This window comes from Pseudomonas tohonis, assembly GCF_012767755.2.
Taxonomy (GTDB): domain Bacteria; phylum Pseudomonadota; class Gammaproteobacteria; order Pseudomonadales; family Pseudomonadaceae; genus Metapseudomonas; species Metapseudomonas tohonis.
In genome coordinates this window covers 967,273-990,828 of the sequence record NZ_AP023189.1, presented here as the reverse complement: position 1 = coordinate 990,828, position 23,556 = coordinate 967,273, and the positions used below count along the sequence as shown (strand labels likewise).

Genomic DNA, 23,556 nt, shown 5'->3' with positions numbered 1-23,556 from the left:
TCGCCACGATTGTTACGCCATCCGGAAAAGCCCTTCTTCGGTGCCCCGCTTTTTCGCCGGAACGCCCTGGTTTCTCATAGTGGCCATGAACCACCCGATGAGGAGAACCCCATGAAAGCCCTTGCCTGCGGCGCCACGGCGCTGCTGTTCGTGACCCTCGCCAGCGCCGCGCATGCCGAGGGGGCGGCCCGGGCCGAGCCCTTCGTCTATGGCATGCACCTGGACGTGGCCCAGGTCGTGTCCATCGACGAGCCCCACCCGCTGACCTGCGAGTTGGTGGAAGCGAAGATGACCTACGTCGACTCCCAGGGTCAGACGCGCGCCGTGAGCTACATCAAGCAATCCGACGCCTGCTCCAACAGCTGATCCGCGCAGCACCCGGCAAGCCCCAGGCCTTTGCCTCGGCGCTGCCCGCTGCGTAAGCTCGGCGCTTTTGCGCAGTCGCCATGACCCTCGCCGATATCCTCCTGCTGCTGCTCGCCGGCTTCGCTGCCGGCGGCATGAACGCCCTCGCCGGCGGCGGCACCTTCTTCTCCTTCCCCGCCCTGCTGGCCGCCGGCCTGCCTCCCGTGACCGCCAACGCGACCAACGCCGTGGCCCTGTGGCCGGCCAGCCTGGCGGCGAGCTGGGCGGCGCGGGACCAGTTGCGCCCCCTGGGACGCTGGCTGCTGCCGCTGGTGGCGATCTCGCTGATCGGCGGCCTGGGTGGCGGGCTGCTCCTGCTGGCCGGTGGCGACGAGGTGTTCCGCCGGCTGATCCCCTGGCTGCTGCTGGCCGCCACCCTGCTGTTCGCCGCCAGCCCCTGGCTGAGCCGGCGGGTCAACCGCCAACGCGAGGCCGGCGCCCTGCCGCGCCACGGCCCGGCCGGCGGCATCGCCCATGCGCTGGTGGCGGTCTATGGCGGCTACTTCGGTGCGGGCATGGGCATCCTGCAGCTGGCGGCGTTCTCCATCGAGGGACACCCGCTGCTGCGCGCCAATGCGCTGAAGAACCTGCTCTCCAGCACCATCTACAGCGTCGCGGTGGTCACCTTCGTCGCCGCGGGCCGGGTCAGCTGGGCCGAACTGGCAGTGCTGCTCGGCGCCGCCAGCTGCGGTGGCTACGCCGGCGGCGCGCTGGCCAGGCGCCTGCCGAGCCGCTGGTTGCGCTGGCTGGTGATCGCGGTGGGGGCGGGGATGACGGCTTACTACTTCGTCACCGCGTAGGGCGGGCCATCCTTGCAGCTGGAGCGTGATGCACGCATCGATGCAGATGCTGGCGAAGAGGTTGGAGCAACGGCCAAACGCCCCTTCCAGGAAGTCGAGGGGCTCGCCGGAAACACCGTGCGGCGGTGCGCACGGCACACCCTACGGCACGAGCCAGTCCTGTCAGGCTCTCGGTTCGGATCGCCACAGCGGATTTCACCTCCTCTCGAGGCGACGGAAACACCCCGGAAACCACCCTGCTCATTTGCCCGCAAGGGCGCGGCTCTGCTAGTGTCCGCCCGTTCCGAACTGCCCCCGGGAAGCCCGCCATGGCCCGCAAGAAAGCCACCCCTGATTTCGAACAGTCCCTCGCCGACCTGCAAGCGTTGGTCGAGCGCCTGGAAAGCGGCGAGCTGTCGCTGGAAGACTCGCTCAGCGCCTTCGAACAGGGCATCCGCCTGACCCGCGAATGCCAGGGTGCGCTGAGCCAGGCGGAGCAGAAGGTGCAGATCCTCCTGGAGCGCGATGGCGAGCTGGAAGAGGCCCCCTTCGAAGCGGACGAGCAGGCATGATCGCGGCCTACCAGTCCCGCTGCCAGGCGCGCGTCGACGCCGCCCTGGAAACCTTGTTCGACGCGCCCCGCCCCGAACTGCAACGCCTTTATGAAGCCATGCGCTACAGCGTCACCAACGGTGGCAAGCGCGTGCGTCCGCTGCTGGTCTACGCGGCCTGCGAGGCGCTGGCCGGCGAGATCGACCGGGCCGACGGCGCCGCCTGCGCGGTGGAGCTGATCCACGCCTACTCCCTGGTCCACGATGACCTGCCGGCCATGGACGACGACGACCTGCGCCGGGGCAAGCCCACCACCCACAAGGCCTTCGACGAAGCCTGCGCCATCCTCGCCGGCGACGGCCTGCAGACCCTGGCCTTCGAAGTGCTGGCGGACCGACGCCACAACCCGCAGAGCGCCGATACGCGCCTGGCCATGGTCGGCACCCTGGCCCGCGCCGCCGGCCCCGCCGGCATGGTCGGCGGCCAGGCCATCGACCTCGGCTCGGTGGGCCTGAAGCTCGACCAGCAGGCTCTGGAAGTGATGCACCGGCACAAGACCGGCGCCCTGATCGAAGCCAGCGTGCGCCTCGGCGCCCTGGCCAGCGGCAATGCCGACGACGCCTCGCTCAAGTCCCTGCAGACCTACGCCCAGGCCATCGGCCTGGCCTTCCAGGTGCAGGACGACATCCTCGACGTCGAGAGCGACACCGCCACCCTCGGCAAGACCCAGGGCAAAGACCAGGCCAGCGACAAGCCCACCTACCCGGCCCTGCTCGGCCTCGACGACGCCAAGGCCTACGCCCTGGAACTGCGCGACATCGCCCTGCACGCCCTGCGCTCCTTCGGCGAGGCCGCCGAACCCCTGCGCGACCTGGCCCGCTACATCGTCGAACGGCGTAGCTGACCCGCGTCACACGCCAGGCGGGAAATACCCGCACGCCAATCCGCCACCTTCCGTCCATCGAATACGCAAAAACGCGCCCTCCCGGGGGCGCCCCTCATCTGGTGCCCGCAGAATGGCCCAGGCTAGGTTCATCGTCCGAAGCCCATGGCCCCCCACTCTTCGGCGTGAACGATGCAGCTCGATCACCTCCCCGTCGCCCCGGACCTGCCCGCCCTGCTGCGCTGCCTGGAGCAGGTCGCGCCGCTGCTGGACGCGATGCCGGACGTGGTGTTCTTCGTCAAGGACCTGGACGCCCGCTACGTGCTGGTCAACCAGACCCTCGCCCAGCGCTGCGGCTTCAGGGACAAGGCGCCGCTGCTGGGGCGCACTGCCGAGGACGTGTTCCCGCGCCGCTTCGGCCACCTCTACACCGAGCAGGACCGCCAGGTGCTGGAGGCCGGCGACCAGCTCAGCGACCAGCTGGAACTCCACCTCTACCCCGGCCGCAAGCCTGGCTGGTGCCTGACCCACAAGCTGCCCCTGCGCGACCCGGCGCAGCGGGTCATCGGCATGGCCGGCATCTCCTACGACCTGCAGGCGCCGCAGTCCAGCCACCCGGCCTTCCAGCGCCTGGCGGCGGTGGACGCCCACATCCGCGAGCACTTCGCCGAGCCCATCAGCCTCGATGAACTCACCGCCATCGCCGGGCTCTCCGCCTCCCAGCTCGGCCGGCTGTGCAAGCGCATCTTCCAGCTCAGCCCCCGGCAGATGATCCACAAGGCGCGCCTGGGCGCTGCCACCCAACTGCTGGCCGGCGATCTGCCCATCACCGAGATCGCCTACCGCTGCGGCTATGCCGACCACAGCGCCTTCAGCCGCCAGTTCAAGGCCCTCACCGGGCTCTCCCCGAGCCAGTACCGCGAGCGCTGCCGCGCCTGAGGCCGGCCGCCCGGCTGTGCCGAACCGCGCACCGCAACCGGGCGAATCGATCAAGCCACCCGCCCGCGCCCCGTTCACAGTAGGCCCATCCACGGGGTGCATGAACGCCCCGGGGCGGCCCGCCCTAGCACCGCCCCCGCGCCAACAAGAACAACACGCGAACGGAGAATTGCGATGTCATCCATCAGCATCAGCCAGCTGGACGTCAGCTACGGCAGCGGGATCAGGGTCATCGACGGCCTCGACCTGCACATCCCCGACGGCAGCTTCTTCACCCTGCTCGGCCCCAGCGGCTGCGGCAAGACCACCCTGCTGCGAGTGATCGCCGGCTTCATCCGCCCCAGCGGCGGGCGCCTGGCCTTCGGCGACGTCGACATGACCCAGGTCCCCGCCCACCGCCGGGGCATCGGCATGGTCTTCCAGGACTACGCCCTGTTCCCCGACAAGACCGTGTTCGACAACGTCGCCTACGGCCTGCGCGCCCGCCGGACCGACGCGGCGACCCTGCGCCGCAAGGTGGGCGAATACCTGGAGCGGGTCGGCATGAGCGGCTTCGCCGAGCGCCACCCCGCCGCCCTCTCCGGCGGCCAGCGGCAGCGGGTGGCCCTGGCCCGCGCCCTGGCCATCGAACCGGAGGTGCTGCTGATGGACGAGCCGCTGTCCAACCTCGACGCCCAGCTGCGCCTGCAGATCCGCGCCGCCATCGCCGACCTGCAGCGGGAGATCGGTATCACCACCGTCTTCGTCACCCACGACCAGGAAGAGGCCCTGGCCCTCTCCGACTGCATCGCCCTGATGCGCAAGGGCCGCATCGAGCAACTGGGCAGCCCCCAGGCCATCTACCAGTCCCCCGCCAGCACCTACGCCGCCGACTTCATCGGCTCGGCCAACCTGCTGGCCGCGCGGGTGCTGGAACAGGCCGGCGACGACGGCATCCGCGTGCTGGTGGCCGGCCAGCCCCTGCAGGCCCGCGCAGAGGCTGCGCTGCCCGAGCCCGAGGTGCACCTGGTGGCGCGGCCGGAAAGCATCCGCCTGCGCCCCGCCGGGCAGAGCCTCGGCAACTGCCTGGCCGGCCAGGTGCGGCGCAAGCAGTACCTGGGCAACCGCACCAGCTACCGCATCGAGCTGGCGGACGCCCAGCAGCTCAACGTCGACCGCTTCGGCACCGACGGCGACGGCTTCCACGAAGGCCAGCCGGTGAGCCTGGAGTTCGACCCCGCACAGCTCCGGGTGGTGGCCCAATGAACCGGCGCCTGCCCTCCCCCTGGCTGCTCCTCGCCCTGTTCGCCCTGGGGCTGCTGCTGGTGTTCCTGCTCTGGCCCCTGGCCAACCTGCTGCACGGCAGCTTGGCCGGTGCCGGCGGCAGTGGCTGGGCCCAGTTGCTGGACGAGCCGCGCTACCTGCGCGCCCTCGGCAACACCCTGCTGCTGGGCGCCCTGGTGACCGGCTGCGCCAGTGTGCTCGGGGTCTCCCTGGCCTACGTCACCGCGCGCTTCGACTTCCCCGGCAAGGCGCTGGTGGCGGTGCTGCCGGTGTGCACCCTGGTGGTCCCGGAGGTGATCGTCAGCCAGACCTGGCTGATGATCCTCGGCAACAACGGCCTGCTCACCCGCGCCCTGGAGGAGCACCTCGGCCTCGCCCTGCCCAGCTTCTACGGCTGGCCCGGCCTGGTGCTGGTGATGAGCCTGGTCTACTACACCTACATCTACCTCGGCACCCTGGCCGCCATCCGCGGCTTCGACGCCCAGCTGGAAGAAGCCGCCCAGAGCCTCGGCGTGCCGCCGGCCAAGGCGCGGCTGCAAGTGATGCTGCCGGTGGTGCTGCCCGCCGTGCTGGCCTCCGGGCTGCTGGTGTACACCCTGGTGGTGGGCAACTTCGCCATCGCCACCCTGCTGGGCGGCAAGGTGCAGCTGCTCTCGGTGCTCACCTACCTGAGCTTCGTCTCCGAGATGGGCACCAACGCCGGCCTGCAGAGCGCCCTGGCCACCCTGTCCATCGCCATCGTCGCCGGGGTGCTGTTCCTCCAGCGCTGGCTGGTGGGGCGCAAGCGCTACGAGATCGTCCAGGGCCGCAGCGCCCCGGCCCAGCGCCTGCGTGGGGTACGCGGCGCGCTGCTGGGCGCGGCCACGGCGCTGTTCATCCTGCTCTCCTCGCTGCCGCTGCTGACGGTGCTGGCCAGCGCCTTCACCCGCTCGCGGGGGCCGGTGATGCACTGGGGCCAGTTCTCCCTGGAGAACCTGGAGCGGGTCCTGCTGCGCAGCCCGGAACCCATCCTCAACACCCTGGCCTACGGCGCCCTGGCGACCCTGGTGGGCATCCTGCTGAGCGTGGTCATCAGCTACCTGGTGATCAAGAAGAAGAACCTGCTCACCCCGGCCATCGACTACCTCGCCATGCTGCCCCTGGCCATGTCCGGCACGGTGCTCGGCATCGGCCTGGTGATGACCTTCAACAGCGGCCCGCTGGCCCTCAGCGGCACGGCGGCGATCATCGTGGTGGCCTTCGTCATCCGCCGCTTCCCCTTCGGGGTGCGCAGCGCCTCGGCCACCCTCTACAACATCCCCGATTCCATCGAGGAGGCCTCCATCAGCCTCGGCGTGCCGCCGCTGCGCTCCTTCTTCAAGGTGGTGCTGCCGCTGATGGCGCCCGCCGTCGCTGCTGCGGCGGTGCTCACCTGGACCACCATCGTCGCCGAGCTGAGCGCCTCGCTGGTGGTGTACTCGGCCGGCCGCGAGACCATCACCATCCAGGTCTTCCGCCTGGTGGAAACCGGCCTCCAGGGCCAGGCGGCGGCCTACGGGCTGGTGCTGGTCCTGCTCACCCTCGTCCCGGTGGTCATCGCCACCCGGGTGTTCCGCATCAAGGTCTTCTGAACCGCACCAAGGAGTCGCCATGAACGCCACCTGGAAGCACCGGCTGCCCGCCCTGCTGGCCGCCCTCGCCCTCAACCTGCTGCAGCCCGCCCTCGCCCGTGAGCAGGCGGTGCTCTACACCACCAACAACGACTCGGCGGTACAGGCCCTGCTGGACAGCGGCCAGCGCCTCGACCCGGGCCTGAAGATCGGCGTGGTCAACGGCTCCAGCGCCGCGCTGCTCAAGCGCATCGAGGCCGAGGGCCAGGCCGCTCGGGCCGATGTGTTCTGGAGTTCCCAGCCCAACACCCTGGGCGCCTTCACCGCGCTCTACGCGCCCTACCGCTCGCCCCAGGCCCGGGCCATCCCCGAGGCGCAGCAGCACCCGCAGCAGCTGTGGAGCACCGCCAACATTCAGGTGGTGGTGATGATGGTGAACCGCAAGCAGCTCGGCGAGCTCAAGGAGCCCACCCAATGGCGCGACCTGCTGGACCCGGCCTGGAAGGGGCGGATCATCGTCGGCGACCCCACCGCCACCTCCACCGCCTACACCGCGCTCTGGGGCCTGCGCCAACTGCTGGGCGAGGACGACTTCCGCCGCCTGGCCGCCAACCTGGTGGTCTCGCGCAACTCCAGCGCCGTGCTCAACCAGGTGGCCCAGGGCGAATACGCCGTCGGCCTGACCTTCGAGGGCAACGCCTACGCCTATGTCGCCGGCGGCCAGCGGGAGATCCGCCTGGTCTACCCGGCCGACGGTACCTTCGTCACCGAAGAGGCCCTGGTGCTGGTGAAGAACGGCCCCAACCCCGAGGCCGGCAAGCGCCTCTACGACCTGCTGCTGAGCCGCGACACCCAGGTCGCCCTGCTGGAGCAGGCCTACCGCCGGCCGAGCCGCAGCGACATCGAGGTCAGCGCCCATGTCGAGCTGCCGGAGCTGAAGGACATCGCCGTCTTCCCCACCGACGAGCAGGCCGCCATCGCCGGCCGCGACGCCTTCCTCAGCGCCTGGAAAGGCCTCGACAAAGCCCTCTGACACGGAGCCGGACATGACCGCCAGCCACCACCGCGCCACCGCCGAACACCTCGCCGACCTCGCCCGCGCCCGCCTGCAGGCCCACTGGCAGACCGCCCTGGAGGACGGCCAGCCCTTCGAGGACAAGGACGACGCCAGCCCCGTCACCGCCATCGACCGCGCCATCGAGCATGAACTGCGCGAGGCCATCGCCCGCCACACGCCCAGCTTCGGCGTGGTAGGCGAGGAGTACCCCGACCACCAGCGCGACGCCGAATACAGCTGGGTGCTCGACCCCATCGACGGCACCAAGGCCTTCATCGCCGGGGTGCCGGTGTACGGCACGCTGATCGCCCTGTGCCGCGACGGGCGCCCGGTGCTGGGGGTGATCGACCTGCCCATCGCCGGCCTGCGCTGGGTCGGTGTGGAAGGCCAGCCCACCCGGCTCAACGGCGAGCCGGTGCGCACCCGCCCCGGCACCGAGCTGGCCCGCGCGCTGCTGGCCAGCAGCAACCCGGAAAGCCTGCCGGACACACACCTGGCGGCCTTCGCCCGGCTGCGCGACGCGACCCGCTGGCGTCTCTACGGCGCCGCCTGCAGCGCCTACGCCAACCTCGCCCGGGGGCGCATCGACCTGGTGGCCGACGGCGGCGGCATGGCGCCGGTGGACTACTGCGCCCTGGTGCCGGTCATCGAAGGCGCCGGCGGAGTGATCAGCGACTGGCAGGGCCGCCCGCTCGGCCTTGGCTCCGGCAGCAGCGTGCTGGCCGCCGGCGATCCCCAGCTGCACCGCCAGGCCCTGGAGCACCTGCACCAGGCCTGCCCCCCCCAAGGTCACAAGGAGGACACGCCATGACCGCCATTCATTTCCGCCTTCCCCTCGCCCTGTCGCTGGCCCTCGCCCTGGGCCTGGCCGAGGCGGGTGGTTTCCTCGACGACAGCCACGCCACCCTGTCGCTGCGCAACTTCTACTTCAACCAGGACAACCGCGACGGCCACGCCGGCCAGACCGAGGAATGGGGCCAGGGCCTGCGTCTGGACTACCAGTCCGGCTACACCGAGGGCACGGTGGGCGTCGGCCTCGACGCCATCGGCCTGCTCGGCCTCCGCCTGGACGGCGGTGGCCGCGCCGGCAAGGCCGACCAGGCCCGCACCCCCAGCGCCCTGCTCCCCCTGGAGCACGACGGCCGCGCCCGCGACGAATTCAGCAGCCTCGGGCTCACCGCCAAGCTGCGAGTCGGCGCCAGCGAGGCGCGGGTCGGCACCCTGATCCCGCGCCTGCCGGTGATCAAGGCCAACGACGGGCGCCTGCTGCCGCAGACCTTCGAAGGCGCCCAGCTGACGGTGCGCGAGTTCGACGACCTCACCCTGCTGGCCGGCCGCCTGCGCCAGGCCAAGGGGCGCGCCCAGAGCCACCGCGACGACCTCTCCATCAACGGCGCCAACAGCCCGCGCAAGCCCGGCAACGCCGTCAGCGCGGCGCCGGCCCGCCACAGCGACGCCTTCGACTTCCTCGGCCTGGACTACCAGGTCAACGAGCAACTGCAGGTGCAGTACTACCTGGGCCAGCTGGAGGACTTCTATCGCCAGCACTTCGTCGGCCTCAACCACGAACAGGCGCTGCCCCTGGGCACGCTGAAGACCGACCTGCGCCACTTCGATACCCGCGCCACCGGCCGCAACGCCAGCCGCAGCGGCCGCGCCGAGGGCTACACCGCCGCCGGCTACTACGGCCCCGGCAACGGCGAGAGCGGCGCCCATCGCGGCAAGGTGGACAACCGCGCCTGGAGCGCCCTGTTCAGCTGGAGCCTCGGCGCCCACACCCTCGGCGCCGGCTATCAGCGCCTGAGCGGCGACAGCCACTTCATCCAGCCCAACCAGGGCAACGGCAGCGACGTCTACCTGATCACCGACCGCCAGTTGAACAGCTTCGCCCGCGCCGGCGAACGCACCTGGCTGGCCCAGTACGGGCTGGATTTCGGCGCCTGGGGGCTGCCGGGGCTGAGCAGCAACGTCGCCTACCTCAAGGGCAGCGGCATCCGCTCCGAACGCGGGCACCTGCAGGAGTGGGAACGGGACTTCACCCTGGCCTACGTGGTGCAGGCCGGCCCGGCCAAGGGCCTGGGCATCACCTGGCGCAACGCCAGCCTGCGCAGCCAGGCGAGCAGCGACGTCGACCAGAACCGGGTCTTCCTCACCTACAGCCTGGCGTTGTTCTAGGCAGCGGCCCGAATGGCCCCGGCCACGCCGGGGCCTGCCCGCCGGGCGTCCTACCCAAGCTTCAGCAACGCCCTACCCGCCTCCGCTGTTAACGTCGTCCTGGCCCTGCCCGACCTTGGTCAACCAGCCTGGAGGCACCCATGAAGGCGATCGACATCCACACGGCTCTCGACAGTATCCGCAGCGGGCGGATCATGACGCTGGAGCCGCAAACCCAGCCGCTCACCCAGCTGATGCCTTTCCAGCCCGGCGCCAGCGCCATCCACCTGGGGCGCCTCACCGGCGAGTCGCCCTGGGAACGCCACCCGGACGGCGACAAGCTGCTGCAGGTGCTCGAGGGCGAACTGGACATCACCCTGCTGGCCGCCATCGGCGTGCTGCAGGAAACCGTCCGCGCCGGTTCCATCCTGGTGGTGCCGCGTGGCCTCTGGCACCGCCTCAACGGGCGCGAGGCCGCGGTCCTGGCGGTGATGCCCCGCCATGGCGAGAGCAGCGCGCACCCGCCGGCCCTGGCCAGCCAGCCGGCCTGAAGAAGGGGGCCACCGGCCCCGGGAAAGCAGCGAGACATGCGCCGCCGATGAGTCGCTCATCGGCGGCGTTTCATTCAGGCCGTCTGGGCCAGCGCCCGGGGTGCCGGTTCGCGGCGCGCCTTGAGCAGGCCGAGGCGCACCAGCAACCAGGGCATCAGCGCGGCGACGAAGCCGCCCATCACCAACCCGCGGAACGCCTGCCAGGCCTGGCCATCGAGGGAGAAGGCGAAGCCGATATGCTTGAGCGCCCATTGCAGGCCGATGAATGCCAGCGCGCCGATCACCGCCGCCAGCACCCGCCGCCACACCGCGACCTCCACCGAGAAGTCCAGGTGGCGATAGCCGTACAGCACGGCGACCATCAGCCCCGCCAGCAGCGGCACGTAGCTCGGCGGCTCGCCACGCCAGGTGAAATACGCCAGCGCGGTGGCACCGATGATCAGCATCAGCAGCACCAGCGCCGGCACCTCGCGCCAGCCCTGCCAGCGCTGCGCCAGGGCGAAGCAGCCGAGGGTCGCGGCGCCCAGCAGCGAGCCGCCGATCAGGTCCTCGATGTCGTGGGCACCCAGGTACAGGCGGCTGAAGAGGATGCCCGCCACCAGGGTGCAGGCCAGCGCCCAGAACCACAGGCGCCGTACTTCGAGCGCCAGCCAGAACCAGATCACCACCGAAATCTGCGCGTGCCCGCTGGGCAGGCCGAAGCTCTCGCCCACCTCGTTGTCCATGCGCAGGGCGATGTCCGGTCGCGGGTCCTGCCAGTAGTCCTTGAGCCAGGCATTGAGCAGCGCGGTGATCGCCACCAGCACCAGCAGGCGGAAGAACACCGCACGGTGCCAGGCCCAGTAGCCCAGGGGCAGGAAGAAGAGGATGAATTTCTCGTACCCGAGCAGGGTGAAGAAGCGCATCAGCGGCGTCAGCGCGTCGCTGCGCAGGGGCAGCACCCAATCCAGGCTGTGCAGCAATTCGTTCATGGTCGTCCTTGGGGGCGGAGGAAGGCGCCACAGATACTTGAGGGCGTGGCGGCCGGCAAGGTCCGATCAGGACAAAAGTCCTCACTTCCCGCGCAAGCTCCATCAGCCACCCTGAGAAAGGGGTATTCGGCAGGGCGAACATCGGTCCTGCGCCGAACGGGACTGTCTAGGATGAAGGCCATCCTGCGGCACAACGACAAGACCAAGAAGAACCCACTGGAAGAGCTGCTGTGAACCGACCCATCACCCGCCTGCTGATCGCCAACCGTGGCGAGATCGCCATCCGCATCGCCCGTGCCGCCGCCGAGCTGGATATCCCCAGCGTCGCGGTGTACGCCGAGGACGACGCCGCCTCCCTGCACCTGCGCAAGGCCGACCGGGCCGTGGCGCTCAAGGGCCGGGGCGCGGCCGCCTACCTGGACATGCAGCAGCTGCTCGACGCAGCCCTGGCCAGCGGCTGCGACGCCGTGCACCCGGGCTACGGCTTCCTCAGCGAGAACGCCGCCTTCGCACGCCTCTGCGAAGGGGCCGGCGTGCGCTTCATCGGCCCCACGCCGGAGGCCCTGGACACCTTCGGCGACAAGGCCCGCGCCCGCGAGCTGGCCGAACGCTGCGGCGTGCCCCTGGCCGCCGGCAGCAACCGCGCCACCACCCTGGAGGAGGCCCGCGCCTTCCTCGAAAGCGGCCCGATCATGCTCAAGGCCCTGGCCGGGGGCGGCGGCCGGGGCATGCGCCCGGTGCGCGATGCCGCCGAGCTGGAAGAGGCCTACGCGCGCTGCCAGTCGGAAGCGCGCACCGCCTTCGGCAACGACGCGCTCTACGTCGAGCGGCTGATCGAGCAGGCCCGGCACATCGAGGTGCAGGTGGTCGGTGACGGCGAGGCGGTCAGCCACCTGTGGGAACGCGATTGCAGCCTGCAGCGGCGCAACCAGAAGGTCATCGAGATCGCGCCCGCACCGGGGCTCGACCCGGCGCTGCGCCAGCGCATCCTCGACGCCGCCCTGACCCTGGCAGCCGAGGCCCGCTATCGCGGCATCGGCACCTTCGAATTCCTCGTCGACGATGCGCGTGGCGACTTCGTGTTCATGGAGGCCAACCCGCGCATCCAGGTGGAGCACTGCATCACCGAAGCGGTCACCGGCATCGACCTGGTACAGGTGCAACTGCGCATCGCCGCCGGCGCCACCCTCGCCGAACTGGGCCTGGCGCAACCGGCCGCGCCCCGGGGCTTCGCCGTGCAGCTGCGGATCAACCTGGAAACCATGCAGGCCGACGGCAGCGCGCGCCCGGCCGGCGGCGTCATCAGCGCCTACGAGCCGCCCAGTGGCGCCGGCATCCGCGTCGACGGCTACGGCTACGCCGGCTACGCCACCAGCCCCAGCTACGACTCGCTGCTGGCCAAGGTCATCGTCCAGGGCGAGGACTTCCCCGCCGCCCTGCGCCGCGCCTACCGCGCCCTCTGCGAATTCCGCCTGGAGGGCGTGGCGAGCAACATCCACTTCCTGCAGAACCTGCTGCGCCGCCCGGAGCTGGCGGACAACCGCGTCAGCACCCGCTTCATCGAACAGCACATCGCCGCGCTGCTGGCCCCGCAACAGGCCGCCCACCCGCACCTGTTCGTCAGCGGCGCCGGCGGCCAGGCCGCGCACGCCGCCGTGGCCGACGTGCCGGCTGGCTGCATCGCCCTGAACGCCCCCAGCCAGGGCGTACTGGTCAGCCTGGAGGTGGACGAGGGCGATGCCGTCGCCGTCGGCCAGGCAGTGGCGGTGCTGGAGGCGATGAAAATGGAATTCGTGGTCAAGGCCAGCCACAGCGGCATCGTCCGCGCGCTGCCCGTGGCCCCTGGCGATGCCCTGTTCGAAGGCGCCGCGCTGCTCTACCTGGAACCGGCCGAGGTGGACGGCGATGCCGTGGCCAGCGAGGAAAGCCTCGACCTGGCGCACATCCGCGCCGACCTCGCCGAGGTGCTGGAGCGCCACGCCATCACCCGCGACGAACGCCGCCCCGACGCCGTGGCGCGCCGCCGCAAGACCGGCCAGCGCACCACCCGCGAGAACCTCGACGACCTGCTCGACGCCGGCAGCTTCATCGAATACGGCGCCCTGGCCCTGGCCGCCCAGCGCCGTCGCCGCACCCTGGACGAGCTGATCCAGCAGAGCCCGGCCGATGGCCTGGTGGCGGGGCTCGGCACCGTCAATGCCGAACACTTCGGCAGCGAGGCCGCGCGCTGCATGGCCATCTCCTACGACTACACCGTGTTCGCCGGCACCCAGGGCGTGATGAACCACAAGAAGACCGACCGCATGCTCGGCCTCGCCGAACAATGGCGCCTGCCGCTGGTGCTGTTCGCCGAAGGCGGTGGCGGCCGGCCGGGGGATACCGACTTCGTCGGCGTGGCCGGGCTGGACTGCCACACCTTCGTCGCCATGGCCCGGCTCTCCGGCCTGGTGCCGCTGGTGGGCGTCGTCTCCGGCCGCTGTTTCGCCGGCAACGCCGCGTTGCTGGGCTGCTGCGACGTGATCATCGCCACCCGCAACGCCAGCATCGGCATGGCCGGCCCGGCGATGATCGAGGGCGGCGGCCTGGGCAGCTTCAAGGCCGAGGACGTCGGCCCCACCTCGGTACAGGGCCCCAACGGCGTGATCGACGTGCTGGTGGAGGACGAAGCCGAAGCGGTGGCCGTGGCCAAGCGCTACCTGGCCTACTTCCAGGGCACGGTCAGCGATTGGCGATGCGCCGACCAGCGCGAACTGCGCCATGCCATCCCCGAGAACCGCCTGCGCGTCTACGACATCCGCACGGTGATCGGCCTGCTGGCCGACGAGGGCTCGGTGCTGGAGCTGCGCCGCCAGTTCGCCCCGGGGATGATCACCGCCTTCATCCGCATCGAGGGCAAGCCCTTCGGCCTGCTGGCCAACAACCCCATGCACCTGGGTGGCGCCATCGACGCCCAGGCCGGCGACAAGGCCGCGCGCTTCATGCAGCTGTGCGACGCCTTCGACATCCCCATGCTCTCGCTCTGCGACACCCCCGGCTTCATGGTCGGCCCGGAGTCGGAGAAACAGGCCACGGTGCGCCATGTCTCGCGCATGTTCGTCGCCGCCGCCAGCCTCTCGGTGCCCTTCTTCACCGTGGTGCTGCGCAAGGGCTACGGCCTCGGCGCCCAGGCCATGGCGGCGGGCAGCTTCCACTCGCCGCTGTTCACCATCGCCTGGCCCAGCGGCGAGTTCGGTGCCATGGGCCTGGAGGGCGCGGTACGCCTGGGTTTCGCCAAGGAACTGGCCGCCGTGGAAGACCTCGAAGAGCGGCAGAAGCTGTTCGACAAGATGGTCGCCAAGGCCTACCAGAACGGCAAAGCCATCAACATGGCCAGCTTCCTGGAGATCGACGCCGTCATCGACCCGGAGGAAACCCGCGCCTGGCTCCTGCGCGGCCTCAACGCCGCGCCGAAACCCTCCCCCCGGGAAGGCCGCAAGCGCCCGTTCGTGGATACCTGGTAGGCCGCGCCAACCCATCGCGAATGAATTCGCTCCCACAGGTACGCACCGCCTTTTGTGGGAGCGGATTCATCCGCGAAAAGCCCTCACACGCAGCCCCGCAAATGCAGCCCCGAAACCCGCCCCCCCGGGAAGGCCGCAAGCATCCGTTCGGGGATACCTGGTAGGCCGCGCCAACCCATCGCGAATGAATTCGCTCCCACAGGTACGCACCGCCTTTTGTGGGAGCGGATTCATCCGCGAAAAGCCCTCACACGCGGCCCCGCAAATGCAGCCCCGAAACCCGCCCCCCCGGGAAGGCCGCAAGCGTCCGTTCGTGGTTACCTGGTAGGCCGCGCCAACCCATCGCGAATGAATTCGCTCCCACAGGTACGCACCGTCTTTTGTGGGAGCGGATTCATCCGCGAAAAACCTCACACGCATGCGCCCCAAATGCAGCCGTAGGATGGCGTAGAGCGAAGCGAAACCCATCGATTCGAGGCTCCGACCTGACGCCGGCGCCGGACCGGCAGCATGGGTTTCGCGGAGCTCTACCCATCCTACGGGCGCCCCACGTGCCGCGCGGAAATTTCCCAAACCCGCCGCAACCCCTTGTTCGCCTCCCACCCGCTCCCTAAGTTCGCCCGGTCGCGGTCAATCCCGCGGCCGGGTTTGACGACCTGAATCATGCGCGCGCTATGCCTACGGTGCCGGCGGGAAACGACGGACGCTTCCCGTGGCACCGGTCTAGCGTGCAGTTTCTTAAACTGCACGCCCTCTATGGCAGACCGCGCGGGGAGACCTTAGCGGTCTGCCGGTGCATGATCCGGTTCGTCAACCCCGTTGCGGTCTGCCACCCCTTCGAATGACGACGAAGCCGGCAGCTCCCTGACCAACTACGGGAGTTACACATCATGCATGACGCACTCACCCCCACCTTCTTCCACCGCCACGGCCGCCCGCTGCGCGGCGTGATGATCGATGACCAACCCTGGTTCTGCGCCTACGACTTCGCCCGCCTGCTGGGGCTGCACCACCCCCAGGCGCTGCACCGTCGCCTGCGTCCCTATCAGGTTCGCAAGGCCCGCTTCGCCTACGCCACGGGCAGCGAGGAGGAGGTCCAGCTCGTCAGTGAAGGGGGCCTGTACCAGGCCATGCTTCGCTTCGGCCACCCCGAGCTCCGGCACCTGGAGGAATGGCTCGCCCGCGACGTGATCCCCACCCTGCGCGACCAGTACATCAGCGCGCGCCAGCAGCCACGGCGGGTGATGCTCGATTGGCAGTCCCGCTGCCTGGTGCTGCTGGATTGGCAAGGCGAGCTGTGGATGCAGTGGGAAAAGGTGCCGCGCTATCGGGGGCTCTGAAACACCCGGGCAGGGTGCCGACCCCCAGCATGGGTTTCGCTTCGCTCTACACCATCCTACGAAAACCGCCAGCCACGGCGTCCACCCGGTGGTGATGCGCACATCAATGTGAAGTCGTGAGCATCGATGTTGGAGCAGCCGCCAAACGCCCCTTTCAGGAGGCCGAGCGCAATCGTCGTTTCAGGGGTTGAGCGACATGGATGTCGCGAAAGGCGTACCGGGCCATGGATGGCCCGTTACGCCGTGCCCCTGAAATGATGATGGAGCGAGGGAAGTCTGGCTTCAGCCAGACCCGTATGGAGGGGCAAGCGCTTTTGGTTACTTTTCTGTGGTTCGGCATCCCGACGATTGAGAAAAGTGACTCGCCCGGCAAGGCGAAACAGAAACCATCAGCAAAACTCGGCAATCAACCGGGCTACAAATCTGCTAGCAACACTTAACGCCAACAGAGCCAATTAATTCGCTCCCACGTCCTGCTGCTCGGTCAACCCGCCGCGACCTCGACCTTGCGCACACGGGTGTCGGCGGCACTGATGGGGCGGCCATCGGCGTCGCGGACTTCCAGCCGTGCCAGGGGCTGGCCAGCGGGGTCGAGCAGCTCGGAGTGCACCTCGCCGGGGGCGAAGCAATGCGCCTCGCCCCATTGGCGCAGGCTGACGATCAGGGTGAATAGGTCGCGCCCCTTGGCCGTCAGGGCGTAGGCCTGGTAGGCGCTGCCGTCGGCGGCCGGCTCGATGCACAGGATGCCCTCGGCCACCAGCCGGCGCAGGCGGTCGCTGAGGATGTTCTTGGCCACGCCGAGGCTCTTCTGCAACTCGCCGAAGCGCTGCAGGCCGTCGAACAGGTCGCGCACGATCATCAGTGACCAGCGGTCACCCACGAGCTCCAGCGCCCGGGCCACCGGGCAGTGCTCGACGGTTGCGTCGTGGTTCATCGCTCTTCTCCCCATCGCGAAAACTGGTTGCAGTTTAAAACCACCGCCATTAGCCTTCAAATGGTTTCATTTTGAAACCAGAAGGTTCGCACCATGTCCTCCAAAGACTCCCTGTCACCTGCCCGGGTCTGGCTGCTGGCCGTCGCCTGCGGCCTCAGCGTCGCCAATGTCTACTACGCCCACCCGCTGCTGGATGCGATGGCCAGCGACCTGGGCATCAGCCGTGCCGCCATCGGCGGGGTGATCAGCGTGACCCAGGCGGGCAGCGCCCTGGCCCTTCTCGTGCTGGTGCCGCTGGGCGACCTGCTGGAGCGGCGCCGGCTGATGGCCGCGCAGTTGCTCCTGCTGGTCGGCTCGCTGCTGCTGGTCGCCCTCGCCCGCCAGCCGTGGCTGATCCTGCTGGGCATGCTCGGCCTCGGCCTGCTCGGCACGGCCATGACCCAGGGCCTCCTGGCCTTCGCCGCCAGCCTGGCCGGCGATGCGGAGCGCGGGCGCGTGCTGGGGACGGTGCAGGGTGGCGTGGTGGTCGGCCTGCTGCTGGCGCGCAGCCTGTCCGGGGCGATGGCGGACCTGGGCGGCTGGCGCGCGGTGTACCTGCTCTCGGCGCTGCTGATGGCGGCGTTGCTGCCGGTGCTCTGGTGGTGCCTGCCGGCGCTGCGCAGCGACGCCGGCCTGGGCTACCCGGCGCTGCTGCGCTCGATGTTCGTGCTGCTGCGCGAGGACCGCGTGCTGCAGGTGCGCGGCGTGCTGGCCCTGTTGCTGTTCACGGTGTTCAACCTGTTCTGGGCCGCGCTGGTGATGCCGCTGAGCGCTCCGCCCCTGTCGCTGAGCCCCGGGGCAATCGGCGCCTTCGGCCTGGTCGGGGCGGTGGGCGCGCTGGCGGCGGCACGGGCCGGGCGCTGGGCCGATCGCGGCCAGGCGCAGCGTGCCAGCGGCCTGGCCCTGGCGCTGCTGGCGCTGGCCTGGGTGCCGCTGGCCTTCACCGGGCAATCGCTCTGGGCGCTGCTGCTCGGCATCCTCCTGCTGGACGCCGCCGGCCAGGCGCTGCACGTGCTCAACCAGAGCCTGGTGCTGGGCGGCGGCAACCCCGCCCACGCCCGCCTGATCAGCCTCTACATGCTGTTCTACGCCGCCGGCAGCGCCTTCGGCGGGTTCGCCGCCACCTACCTCCATGCCCGGGCCGGCTGGCATGGCGTGTGCCTGGCCGGCGGGGCGCTCAGCCTGCTCGCCCTGGCCTTCTGGTGGGCGACCCTGCCGGGCCGCAACGGCATCCGACACCATGTCTTGGGCAGGCAAAGCGGCATCAGGTAAACTGCCGCATCTTTTTGCACCCATAACGACTAGCCTGATGCCCACGACGTTCCACGAGATTCCCCGCGAGCGCCCGCTCACGCCCCTGCTCGACCGCGCGGCGACGCCGGACGAGCTGCGCCGGCTGGGCGAAGCCGAGCTGGAAACCCTGGCCGACGAACTGCGCCAGTACCTGCTCTATACCGTCGGCCAGACCGGCGGGCATTTCGGCGCCGGTCTGGGCGTGGTCGAGCTGACCATCGCCCTGCACTACGTCTTCGATACGCCCGATGACCGGCTGGTCTGGGACGTGGGCCACCAGGCCTACCCGCACAAGATCCTCACCGGTCGCCGCGAGCAGATGAGCAGCCTGCGCCAGAAGGACGGCGTCGCCGCCTTCCCGCGCCGCAGCGAGAGCGAGTACGACACCTTCGGCGTCGGCCACTCCAGCACCTCCATCAGCGCCGCGCTGGGCATGGCCATCGCCGCCCGCATGCAGGGCTCGGGGCGCAAGTCCATCGCCGTGATCGGCGACGGCGCGCTCACCGCCGGCATGGCCTTCGAGGCGCTGAACCACGCCTCCGACGTGCAGGCCGACATGCTGGTGATCCTCAACGACAACGACATGTCGATCTCGCGCAACGTCGGGGGCCTGTCCAACTACCTGGCCAAGATCCTCTCCAGCCGCACCTACGCGAGCATGCGCGAGGGCAGCAAGAAGGTGCTCTCGCGCCTGCCCGGCGCCTGGGAGATCGCCCGTCGCACCGAGGAGTACGCCAAGGGCATGCTGGTTCCCGGCACCCTGTTCGAGGAGCTCGGCTGGAACTACATCGGCCCCATCGACGGCCACGACCTGCCCACCATGGTCGCCACCCTGCGCAACATGCGCGACCTCAAGGGCCCGCAGTTCCTCCACGTGGTGACCAAGAAGGGCAAGGGCTTCGCCCCGGCCGAGGCCGACCCCATCGGCTACCACGCCATCACCAAGCTGGAGCCGATCAACGCGCCGGCCGCGCCGAAGAAAGCCTCCGGGCCCAAGTACTCCAACGTCTTCGGCCAGTGGCTGTGCGACATGGCGTCCCAGGACCCGCGCCTGGTGGGCATCACCCCGGCGATGAAGGAAGGCTCGGACCTGGTGGCCTTCGCCGAGCGCTTCCCCGATCGCTACTTCGACGTCGCCATCGCCGAGCAGCACGCCGTGACCCTGGCGGCCGGCATGGCCTGCGACGGCGCCAAGCCGGTGGTGGCGATCTACTCCACCTTCCTCCAGCGCGGTTATGACCAGCTGATCCACGATGTCGCGGTGCAGAACCTCGACGTGCTGTTCGCCATCGACCGCGCCGGCCTGGTGGGCGAGGACGGCCCCACCCACGCGGGCAGCTTCGACCTCTCCTACCTGCGCTGCATCCCCGGCATGCTGGTGATGACCCCGAGCGACGAGAACGAACTGCGCCTGCTGCTGACCACCGGGCACCACTTCCCGGGCCCGGCGGCGGTGCGCTACCCGCGCGGCAGCGGCCCCAACGCCAGCATCGACAAGGAGCTGGTGCCGGTGGAGATCGGCAAGGCCGTGGTTCGCCGCCAGGGTGCCCGCGTCGCCATCCTCGCCTTCGGCGTGCAGCTGGCCGAGGCCCTGCAGGTGGGCGAGACGCTGGGCGCCACCGTGGTCGACATGCGCTTCGTCAAGCCGCTGGACGAGGCCCTGGTGCGTGAACTGGCCGGCAGCCACGCGCTGCTGGTGACGGTCGAGGAGAACAGCGTGATGGGTGGCGCCGGCGCCGCCGTCAGCGAGTTCCTCGCCCGCGAGAACATCCTGCTGCCCGTGCTGCACCTGGGCCTGCCGGATTACTACGTCGAGCACGCCAAGCCGGCGCAGATGCTCGCCGAGTGCGGCCTGGACGCCAGCGGCATCGAGGCCTCGATCCGCGAACGCCTGGCCTTGCTGGATCGCAACGCCGGCTAGACTGCCAGAAGTGTTTCGCCGCGCCACCGGGCGCGGCGCTTGTTAGCCCGAGACACCCGGGCCCGGTCCCAGGCCGCCGCAGAGCGACCAGCCGAGCCCACCACGGGGAGCCCGCGACAGGCGGTGCCGGCTCCCGGCCCCAGGTGCAGGATGTCGTCGAACGGCCCGAGAGTCGTCGACGCGGTGCGGGGGTGCGTGGCAACGGTGTCTCGTCGTACGACGTGTGTTGCGGAGGGGCTGCACCGTCAAGCACAGGCGATCACCAGTCGCGCAGTCGTTCTTGTCCCGCCCTTCTCGAAAGTCATGGATCTTTTGAGGAGACATCGATCATGCGTTCCCGTCTGGCCCTGGCCATCGCCATGGCCCCCTGCCTCGCGGCAGCCGAAGAAATCCCCCTGGACAGCCTCGACGCGCTGAAGAGCCCCTATGTGGTGGCCACTTCGGGCAACGCGCTGGAGCCCCGCTCCCAGGCCACCGCCGCCACCAGCATCTTCACCCGCAAGGACATCTCCCGGCTCAAGGCCAAGAGCGTGCCGGACCTGCTGGCCCGCGTGCCGGGCATGTCGGTCGAGCAGAGCGGCGGGCGCGGCAGCTCGGCCAACCTCTACCTGCGCGGCAGCAACGCCAACCAGACGCTGGTGCTGATCGACGGCGTGCGCATCGGCTCGCTGGTGGACGGCCTGCCACGCCTGCAGTACCTGGGCATGGAGCAGATCGAGCGGGTCGAGGTCACCCGGGGCGGGCGCTCCAGCCTGTACGGCTCGGGCGCGATGGGCGGGGTCATCCAGGTCTTCACCCGCCGTGGCGAGGGCGCCGGCCTGGAGCCGCGCTTCGACTTCAGCCTAGGCGACAGCGACACCAACGAGAACAGCGTGGGCCTGTCCGGCGGTGACGAACGCACCCGCTTCGACCTCAACGCCAGCCTCGAAGAACTGCGCATGGATCGCAGCGACGACATCGACGGCGCCAACACCGACGACGACACCTACCGCAACCGCGGCCTGAGCATGAGCCTGGAGCACCGCCTCACCGAGCAGTGGCGCACCGGCCTCAACGTGCTCGACCAGCGCGGCAAGAGCGACATGGACGGCGACTCCGTCTGGTTCCCCGGCCAGCCGACCGACGAGTTCACCCTGAGCAGCACCTCCGCCTACCTGGAGGCGGAGCTCGACCCGCGCTGGACCAGCCGCCTGCAGGCCGGCCACGCCGAGGAAAAGAGCCACCTCGACACCGTCTACAACTTCACCACCGCCCTTGAGGAATACGCCACCTACCGCGACTCCCTGGAGTGGCAGAACACCCTGCGCCTGGACGAGCACCAGCAGGTGCTGCTGGGCGCCGAATGGTACGAGGAACGCCTGCGCGCCAACGTGCCCTTCGAGGAAACCGAGCGCCGCAACCAGGCCTGGTTCGCCCAGCATCGCTTCCGCGCCGCGCCCTTCGGCACCGAGCTGGGCTGGCGCCACGACAAGAACGAGCAATACGGCAGCGAGGACAGCCTCAACGCCGCCCTGGACTTCGACCTGCCGCTGAACACCCAACTGGTGCTGAGCTACGCCGAAGGCTTCCGCGTACCCACCTTCACCGAGCTCTATGTGCCGGACATGTTCTTCCCCAGCGGCAACCCGAACCTCGAACCCGAGCATTCCAAGACCTGGGAAGCCCAGTTGCGCGGTGCGCACTACGACACCGACTGGAGCTTCGGCGTCTACCGCACCGATGTGGAAGACCTGATCACCGACGTGATGGAGTTCGACCCCGTCTTCGTCCGCGAGATGCGCAACGTCGGCAAGGCCCGCATCAACGGCCTGGACCTCAGCGCCTCGCGGGACTTCATGGGCTGGACCACCCGCCTCAACCTGGGCCTGGTCGACCCGCGCGACCGCGACACCGGCCACACCCTGCCTGGCCGCTCGCGGCGCAACCTGGCCCTGGACGTGGACAAGCAGTTCGGCGACTACAGCTTCGGCTTCAGCTGGCTGGGCGTCTCCAGCCGCTACGTGGACGCCGCCAATACCCAGAAATCACCGGGCTACGGGCGCATCGACATCCGCGCCGGCTGGGGCTTCCTCAAGGGCCTGAAGGTGGAGACGCGGGTGGAGAACATCGCCAACAAGCAGTACTCGCAGAAGTACTACGGCAGCGGCTCCAGCTTCTCCTCCAACCCCTTCGGCGACGGCGTCCCTTACGTCGACAACGACGTGGACATCCCCGACCCGACCATCGAGGAGAACACCGGTTTCCAGGAAGAGGGCCGCAAGGTGGTGATGACCCTCAAGTGGTCGCCGCAGTTCTAGTCAGGCCGCCTCGCCCGCGCTCACCTGCAGGCTGCCGTCCCGGCGCGCCGCCACCAGGCGGGTCGCGCCGGGGGACGCCAGCAGGCACTCGGCCAGCGCCGGCTCCAGCAGCACCCGCACGCGCCGCCCCAGGTCACGGGCGCCGTAGCGCGGGTCATGGCCGAGGCAGAGCAGCTCGCGGGCGCTCTCGTCCAGCACCAGTGTCCGCCCCTGGCGTGCCAGGCGCTGGTTGAGGCGCGCCAGTTCGATGTCGAGCAAGGCCTCCAGGTGGTCCTCGCCGATGCGCTCGAAGCAGACGACGCGGTCCAGCCGGTTGAGGAACTCCGGGTCGAAGTGGCGTTGCAACGCCGCCTCCAGCACCCGCGCCTCATTGCGCGGGGAGACCCCGAACAGGCGCCGCCAGCCACGCGAATAGCGCTCGCGGAACTGCCAGGCCTCCTGGGCGCCGATATTGCTGGTGAGGAAGATCAGGCTGTTGCGGAAGTCGATGCGCCGGCTGCCGGCACTCAGGGTCAGCTGGCCGTTCTCCAGCACCCCGAGCAGGCTGCGCACCACCTCCCGGCCGGCTTTCTCCAGTTCGTCGAAAAGCACGATGCCGGGGCGGCCGAAGCTGCCCTGGATGGCCTCGACGTCGAACAACGTGGCGCCCTCCTTGCTGCCCACGTAGCCCGGCGGCGCCCCGGTGAGCGCGGCGGCGTAGTGTTCCTGGGCCAGGGTCTGCATGTCGATGCGGCAGAAGGCGTCGGCGCGGCCATGGATGGCCAGCGCCAGCAGGCGCACCAGCTCGGTCTTGCCGACGCCGGTGGGGCCCATGAACAGGTTCACCGCCAGGGGCCGCTCGCGGTCGCCGATGTCCGCCTTGACCACCTTGAGCAGGGCTTCCACCGCCTCCAGCGCGGCGTCCTGGCCGACGATGCGCGTGCGCAGGAGGGCCATGACGGTGTCGGGCTCGAAGAGAAAGCGCGACTGCAAGCGCGCCATCGGCACCTCGCCACGCCCCAGGTGCTCGCGGTTGTGCTCGATCAGGTCGTTGACGAAGGGCATCCGGGCTCCTCGGTTCAGGGAATCACGGTCGGTGGGCCGCCCCGC

Annotated in this window: 20 protein-coding genes; 17 read left to right on the top strand and 3 right to left on the bottom strand. The window is 69.8% G+C overall.

What is annotated here, in order from left to right:
* Positions 1-111: 111 nt before the first annotated feature.
* From HSX14_RS04595 to HSX14_RS04545, 11 genes are all read left to right on the top strand, one after another.
* Complete coding sequence (locus HSX14_RS04595; protein ID WP_173180097.1) at positions 112-366, top strand: DUF2790 domain-containing protein; 255 nt, start codon at positions 112-114, stop codon at positions 364-366.
* Positions 367-446: 80 nt separating this feature from the next.
* Positions 447-1,205: a sulfite exporter TauE/SafE family protein gene (locus tag HSX14_RS04590; protein ID WP_173180095.1), complete on the top strand. Its 759-nt coding sequence runs from the start codon at positions 447-449 to the stop codon at positions 1,203-1,205.
* Positions 1,206-1,513: 308 nt separating this feature from the next.
* Positions 1,514-1,756, top strand: a complete 243-nt coding sequence (locus HSX14_RS04585) for an exodeoxyribonuclease VII small subunit (protein ID WP_173180093.1) — start codon at positions 1,514-1,516, stop codon at positions 1,754-1,756.
* The gene (gene ispA / locus HSX14_RS04580) at positions 1,753-2,640 is read left to right on the top strand and encodes a (2E,6E)-farnesyl diphosphate synthase (protein WP_173180091.1); all 888 of its coding nucleotides are present in this window, start codon (positions 1,753-1,755) and stop codon (positions 2,638-2,640) included. Before HSX14_RS04585 ends, ispA begins: the two co-directional genes overlap by 4 nt.
* A 171-nt stretch (positions 2,641-2,811) precedes the next feature.
* Positions 2,812-3,558, top strand: a complete 747-nt coding sequence (locus tag HSX14_RS04575; protein WP_175384239.1) for an AraC family transcriptional regulator — start codon at positions 2,812-2,814, stop codon at positions 3,556-3,558.
* 174 nt (positions 3,559-3,732) lie between these two features.
* Positions 3,733-4,803, top strand: coding sequence for an ABC transporter ATP-binding protein (locus HSX14_RS04570; RefSeq protein ID WP_173180089.1), 1,071 nt, complete (start codon positions 3,733-3,735; stop codon positions 4,801-4,803).
* Positions 4,800-6,431 (top strand): ABC transporter permease, encoded by a 1,632-nt coding sequence (locus HSX14_RS04565; RefSeq protein ID WP_173180087.1) that lies wholly within the window; start codon positions 4,800-4,802, stop codon positions 6,429-6,431. Before HSX14_RS04570 ends, HSX14_RS04565 begins: the two co-directional genes overlap by 4 nt.
* A 19-nt stretch (positions 6,432-6,450) precedes the next feature.
* Positions 6,451-7,443 (top strand): extracellular solute-binding protein, encoded by a 993-nt coding sequence (locus HSX14_RS04560; RefSeq protein WP_173180085.1) that lies wholly within the window; start codon positions 6,451-6,453, stop codon positions 7,441-7,443.
* Positions 7,444-7,456: 13 nt separating this feature from the next.
* Positions 7,457-8,278, top strand: coding sequence for an inositol monophosphatase family protein (locus HSX14_RS04555; protein WP_173180083.1), 822 nt, complete (start codon positions 7,457-7,459; stop codon positions 8,276-8,278).
* The gene (locus HSX14_RS04550) at positions 8,275-9,642 is read left to right on the top strand and encodes an OprD family porin (protein WP_173180081.1); all 1,368 of its coding nucleotides are present in this window, start codon (positions 8,275-8,277) and stop codon (positions 9,640-9,642) included. Before HSX14_RS04555 ends, HSX14_RS04550 begins: the two co-directional genes overlap by 4 nt.
* Before the next feature lie 140 nt (positions 9,643-9,782).
* Positions 9,783-10,172 (top strand): cupin domain-containing protein, encoded by a 390-nt coding sequence (locus HSX14_RS04545; protein ID WP_173180079.1) that lies wholly within the window; start codon positions 9,783-9,785, stop codon positions 10,170-10,172.
* A 74-nt stretch (positions 10,173-10,246) separates the two neighbouring features.
* On the opposite strand, the gene HSX14_RS04540 is transcribed toward HSX14_RS04545, so the two are convergent.
* Complete coding sequence (locus HSX14_RS04540; RefSeq protein ID WP_173180077.1) at positions 10,247-11,143, bottom strand: phosphatase PAP2 family protein; 897 nt, start codon at positions 11,141-11,143, stop codon at positions 10,247-10,249.
* Between the two features lie 230 nt (positions 11,144-11,373).
* Here HSX14_RS04540 and HSX14_RS04535 point away from each other — a divergent pair, with 230 nt between their 5' ends.
* The 3 genes from HSX14_RS04535 to HSX14_RS04525 all read left to right on the top strand — a co-directional run bounded on the left by HSX14_RS04535 (position 11,374) and on the right by HSX14_RS04525 (position 16,423).
* Positions 11,374-14,643 (top strand): carboxyl transferase domain-containing protein, encoded by a 3,270-nt coding sequence (locus tag HSX14_RS04535; RefSeq protein WP_173180075.1) that lies wholly within the window; start codon positions 11,374-11,376, stop codon positions 14,641-14,643.
* A gap of 890 nt (positions 14,644-15,533) precedes the next feature.
* The gene (locus HSX14_RS04530) at positions 15,534-15,983 is read left to right on the top strand and encodes a BRO-N domain-containing protein (protein ID WP_173180073.1); all 450 of its coding nucleotides are present in this window, start codon (positions 15,534-15,536) and stop codon (positions 15,981-15,983) included.
* A 224-nt stretch (positions 15,984-16,207) separates the two neighbouring features.
* Positions 16,208-16,423: a hypothetical protein gene (locus tag HSX14_RS04525; protein ID WP_173180361.1), complete on the top strand. Its 216-nt coding sequence runs from the start codon at positions 16,208-16,210 to the stop codon at positions 16,421-16,423.
* A gap of 44 nt (positions 16,424-16,467) precedes the next feature.
* On the opposite strand, the gene HSX14_RS04520 is transcribed toward HSX14_RS04525, so the two are convergent.
* A complete protein-coding gene (locus tag HSX14_RS04520; RefSeq protein WP_173180362.1) occupies positions 16,468-16,917 on the bottom strand; it encodes a winged helix-turn-helix transcriptional regulator in 450 nt (149 codons plus the stop codon).
* A gap of 93 nt (positions 16,918-17,010) precedes the next feature.
* On the opposite strand from HSX14_RS04520, the gene HSX14_RS04515 reads away from it, so the two are divergent.
* From HSX14_RS04515 to HSX14_RS04505, 3 genes are all read left to right on the top strand, one after another.
* Entirely contained in the window at positions 17,011-18,228 is a 1,218-nt protein-coding gene (locus HSX14_RS04515) for an MFS transporter (RefSeq protein ID WP_173180363.1), read from the top strand.
* A 37-nt stretch (positions 18,229-18,265) separates the two neighbouring features.
* Complete coding sequence (dxs, locus tag HSX14_RS04510) at positions 18,266-20,170, top strand: 1-deoxy-D-xylulose-5-phosphate synthase (RefSeq protein ID WP_173180364.1); 1,905 nt, start codon at positions 18,266-18,268, stop codon at positions 20,168-20,170.
* Positions 20,171-20,499: 329 nt separating this feature from the next.
* A complete protein-coding gene (locus HSX14_RS04505) occupies positions 20,500-22,467 on the top strand; it encodes a TonB-dependent receptor plug domain-containing protein (RefSeq protein WP_173180365.1) in 1,968 nt (655 codons plus the stop codon).
* On the opposite strand, the gene HSX14_RS04500 is transcribed toward HSX14_RS04505, so the two are convergent.
* Positions 22,468-23,511 (bottom strand): AAA family ATPase, encoded by a 1,044-nt coding sequence (locus HSX14_RS04500; protein WP_173180366.1) that lies wholly within the window; start codon positions 23,509-23,511, stop codon positions 22,468-22,470.
* Positions 23,512-23,556 lie beyond the last annotated feature (45 nt).

Excerpts from the sequence above, each read along its gene's own strand:
- HSX14_RS04515 (WP_173180363.1), top strand. The coding sequence starts at position 17,011 with ATGTCCTCCAAAGACTCCCTGTCACCTGCCCGGGTCTGGCTGCTGGCC.
- HSX14_RS04545 (WP_173180079.1), top strand. The coding sequence starts at position 9,783 with ATGAAGGCGATCGACATCCACACGGCTCTCGACAGTATCCGCAGCGGG.
- HSX14_RS04525 (WP_173180361.1), top strand. The coding sequence starts at position 16,208 with ATGGATGGCCCGTTACGCCGTGCCCCTGAAATGATGATGGAGCGAGGG.
- HSX14_RS04550 (WP_173180081.1), top strand. The coding sequence starts at position 8,275 with ATGACCGCCATTCATTTCCGCCTTCCCCTCGCCCTGTCGCTGGCCCTC.
- HSX14_RS04595 (WP_173180097.1), top strand. The coding sequence starts at position 112 with ATGAAAGCCCTTGCCTGCGGCGCCACGGCGCTGCTGTTCGTGACCCTC.
- HSX14_RS04590 (WP_173180095.1), top strand. The coding sequence starts at position 447 with ATGACCCTCGCCGATATCCTCCTGCTGCTGCTCGCCGGCTTCGCTGCC.
- HSX14_RS04520 (WP_173180362.1), bottom strand. The coding sequence starts at position 16,917 with ATGAACCACGACGCAACCGTCGAGCACTGCCCGGTGGCCCGGGCGCTG.
- ispA (WP_173180091.1), top strand. The coding sequence starts at position 1,753 with ATGATCGCGGCCTACCAGTCCCGCTGCCAGGCGCGCGTCGACGCCGCC.
- HSX14_RS04500 (WP_173180366.1), bottom strand. The coding sequence starts at position 23,511 with ATGCCCTTCGTCAACGACCTGATCGAGCACAACCGCGAGCACCTGGGG.
- HSX14_RS04570 (WP_173180089.1), top strand. The coding sequence starts at position 3,733 with ATGTCATCCATCAGCATCAGCCAGCTGGACGTCAGCTACGGCAGCGGG.
- HSX14_RS04585 (WP_173180093.1), top strand. The coding sequence starts at position 1,514 with ATGGCCCGCAAGAAAGCCACCCCTGATTTCGAACAGTCCCTCGCCGAC.
- HSX14_RS04540 (WP_173180077.1), bottom strand. The coding sequence starts at position 11,143 with ATGAACGAATTGCTGCACAGCCTGGATTGGGTGCTGCCCCTGCGCAGC.
- dxs (WP_173180364.1), top strand. The coding sequence starts at position 18,266 with ATGCCCACGACGTTCCACGAGATTCCCCGCGAGCGCCCGCTCACGCCC.
- HSX14_RS04505 (WP_173180365.1), top strand. The coding sequence starts at position 20,500 with ATGCGTTCCCGTCTGGCCCTGGCCATCGCCATGGCCCCCTGCCTCGCG.
- HSX14_RS04575 (WP_175384239.1), top strand. The coding sequence starts at position 2,812 with ATGCAGCTCGATCACCTCCCCGTCGCCCCGGACCTGCCCGCCCTGCTG.
- HSX14_RS04560 (WP_173180085.1), top strand. The coding sequence starts at position 6,451 with ATGAACGCCACCTGGAAGCACCGGCTGCCCGCCCTGCTGGCCGCCCTC.
- HSX14_RS04555 (WP_173180083.1), top strand. The coding sequence starts at position 7,457 with ATGACCGCCAGCCACCACCGCGCCACCGCCGAACACCTCGCCGACCTC.
- HSX14_RS04565 (WP_173180087.1), top strand. The coding sequence starts at position 4,800 with ATGAACCGGCGCCTGCCCTCCCCCTGGCTGCTCCTCGCCCTGTTCGCC.
- HSX14_RS04530 (WP_173180073.1), top strand. The coding sequence starts at position 15,534 with ATGCATGACGCACTCACCCCCACCTTCTTCCACCGCCACGGCCGCCCG.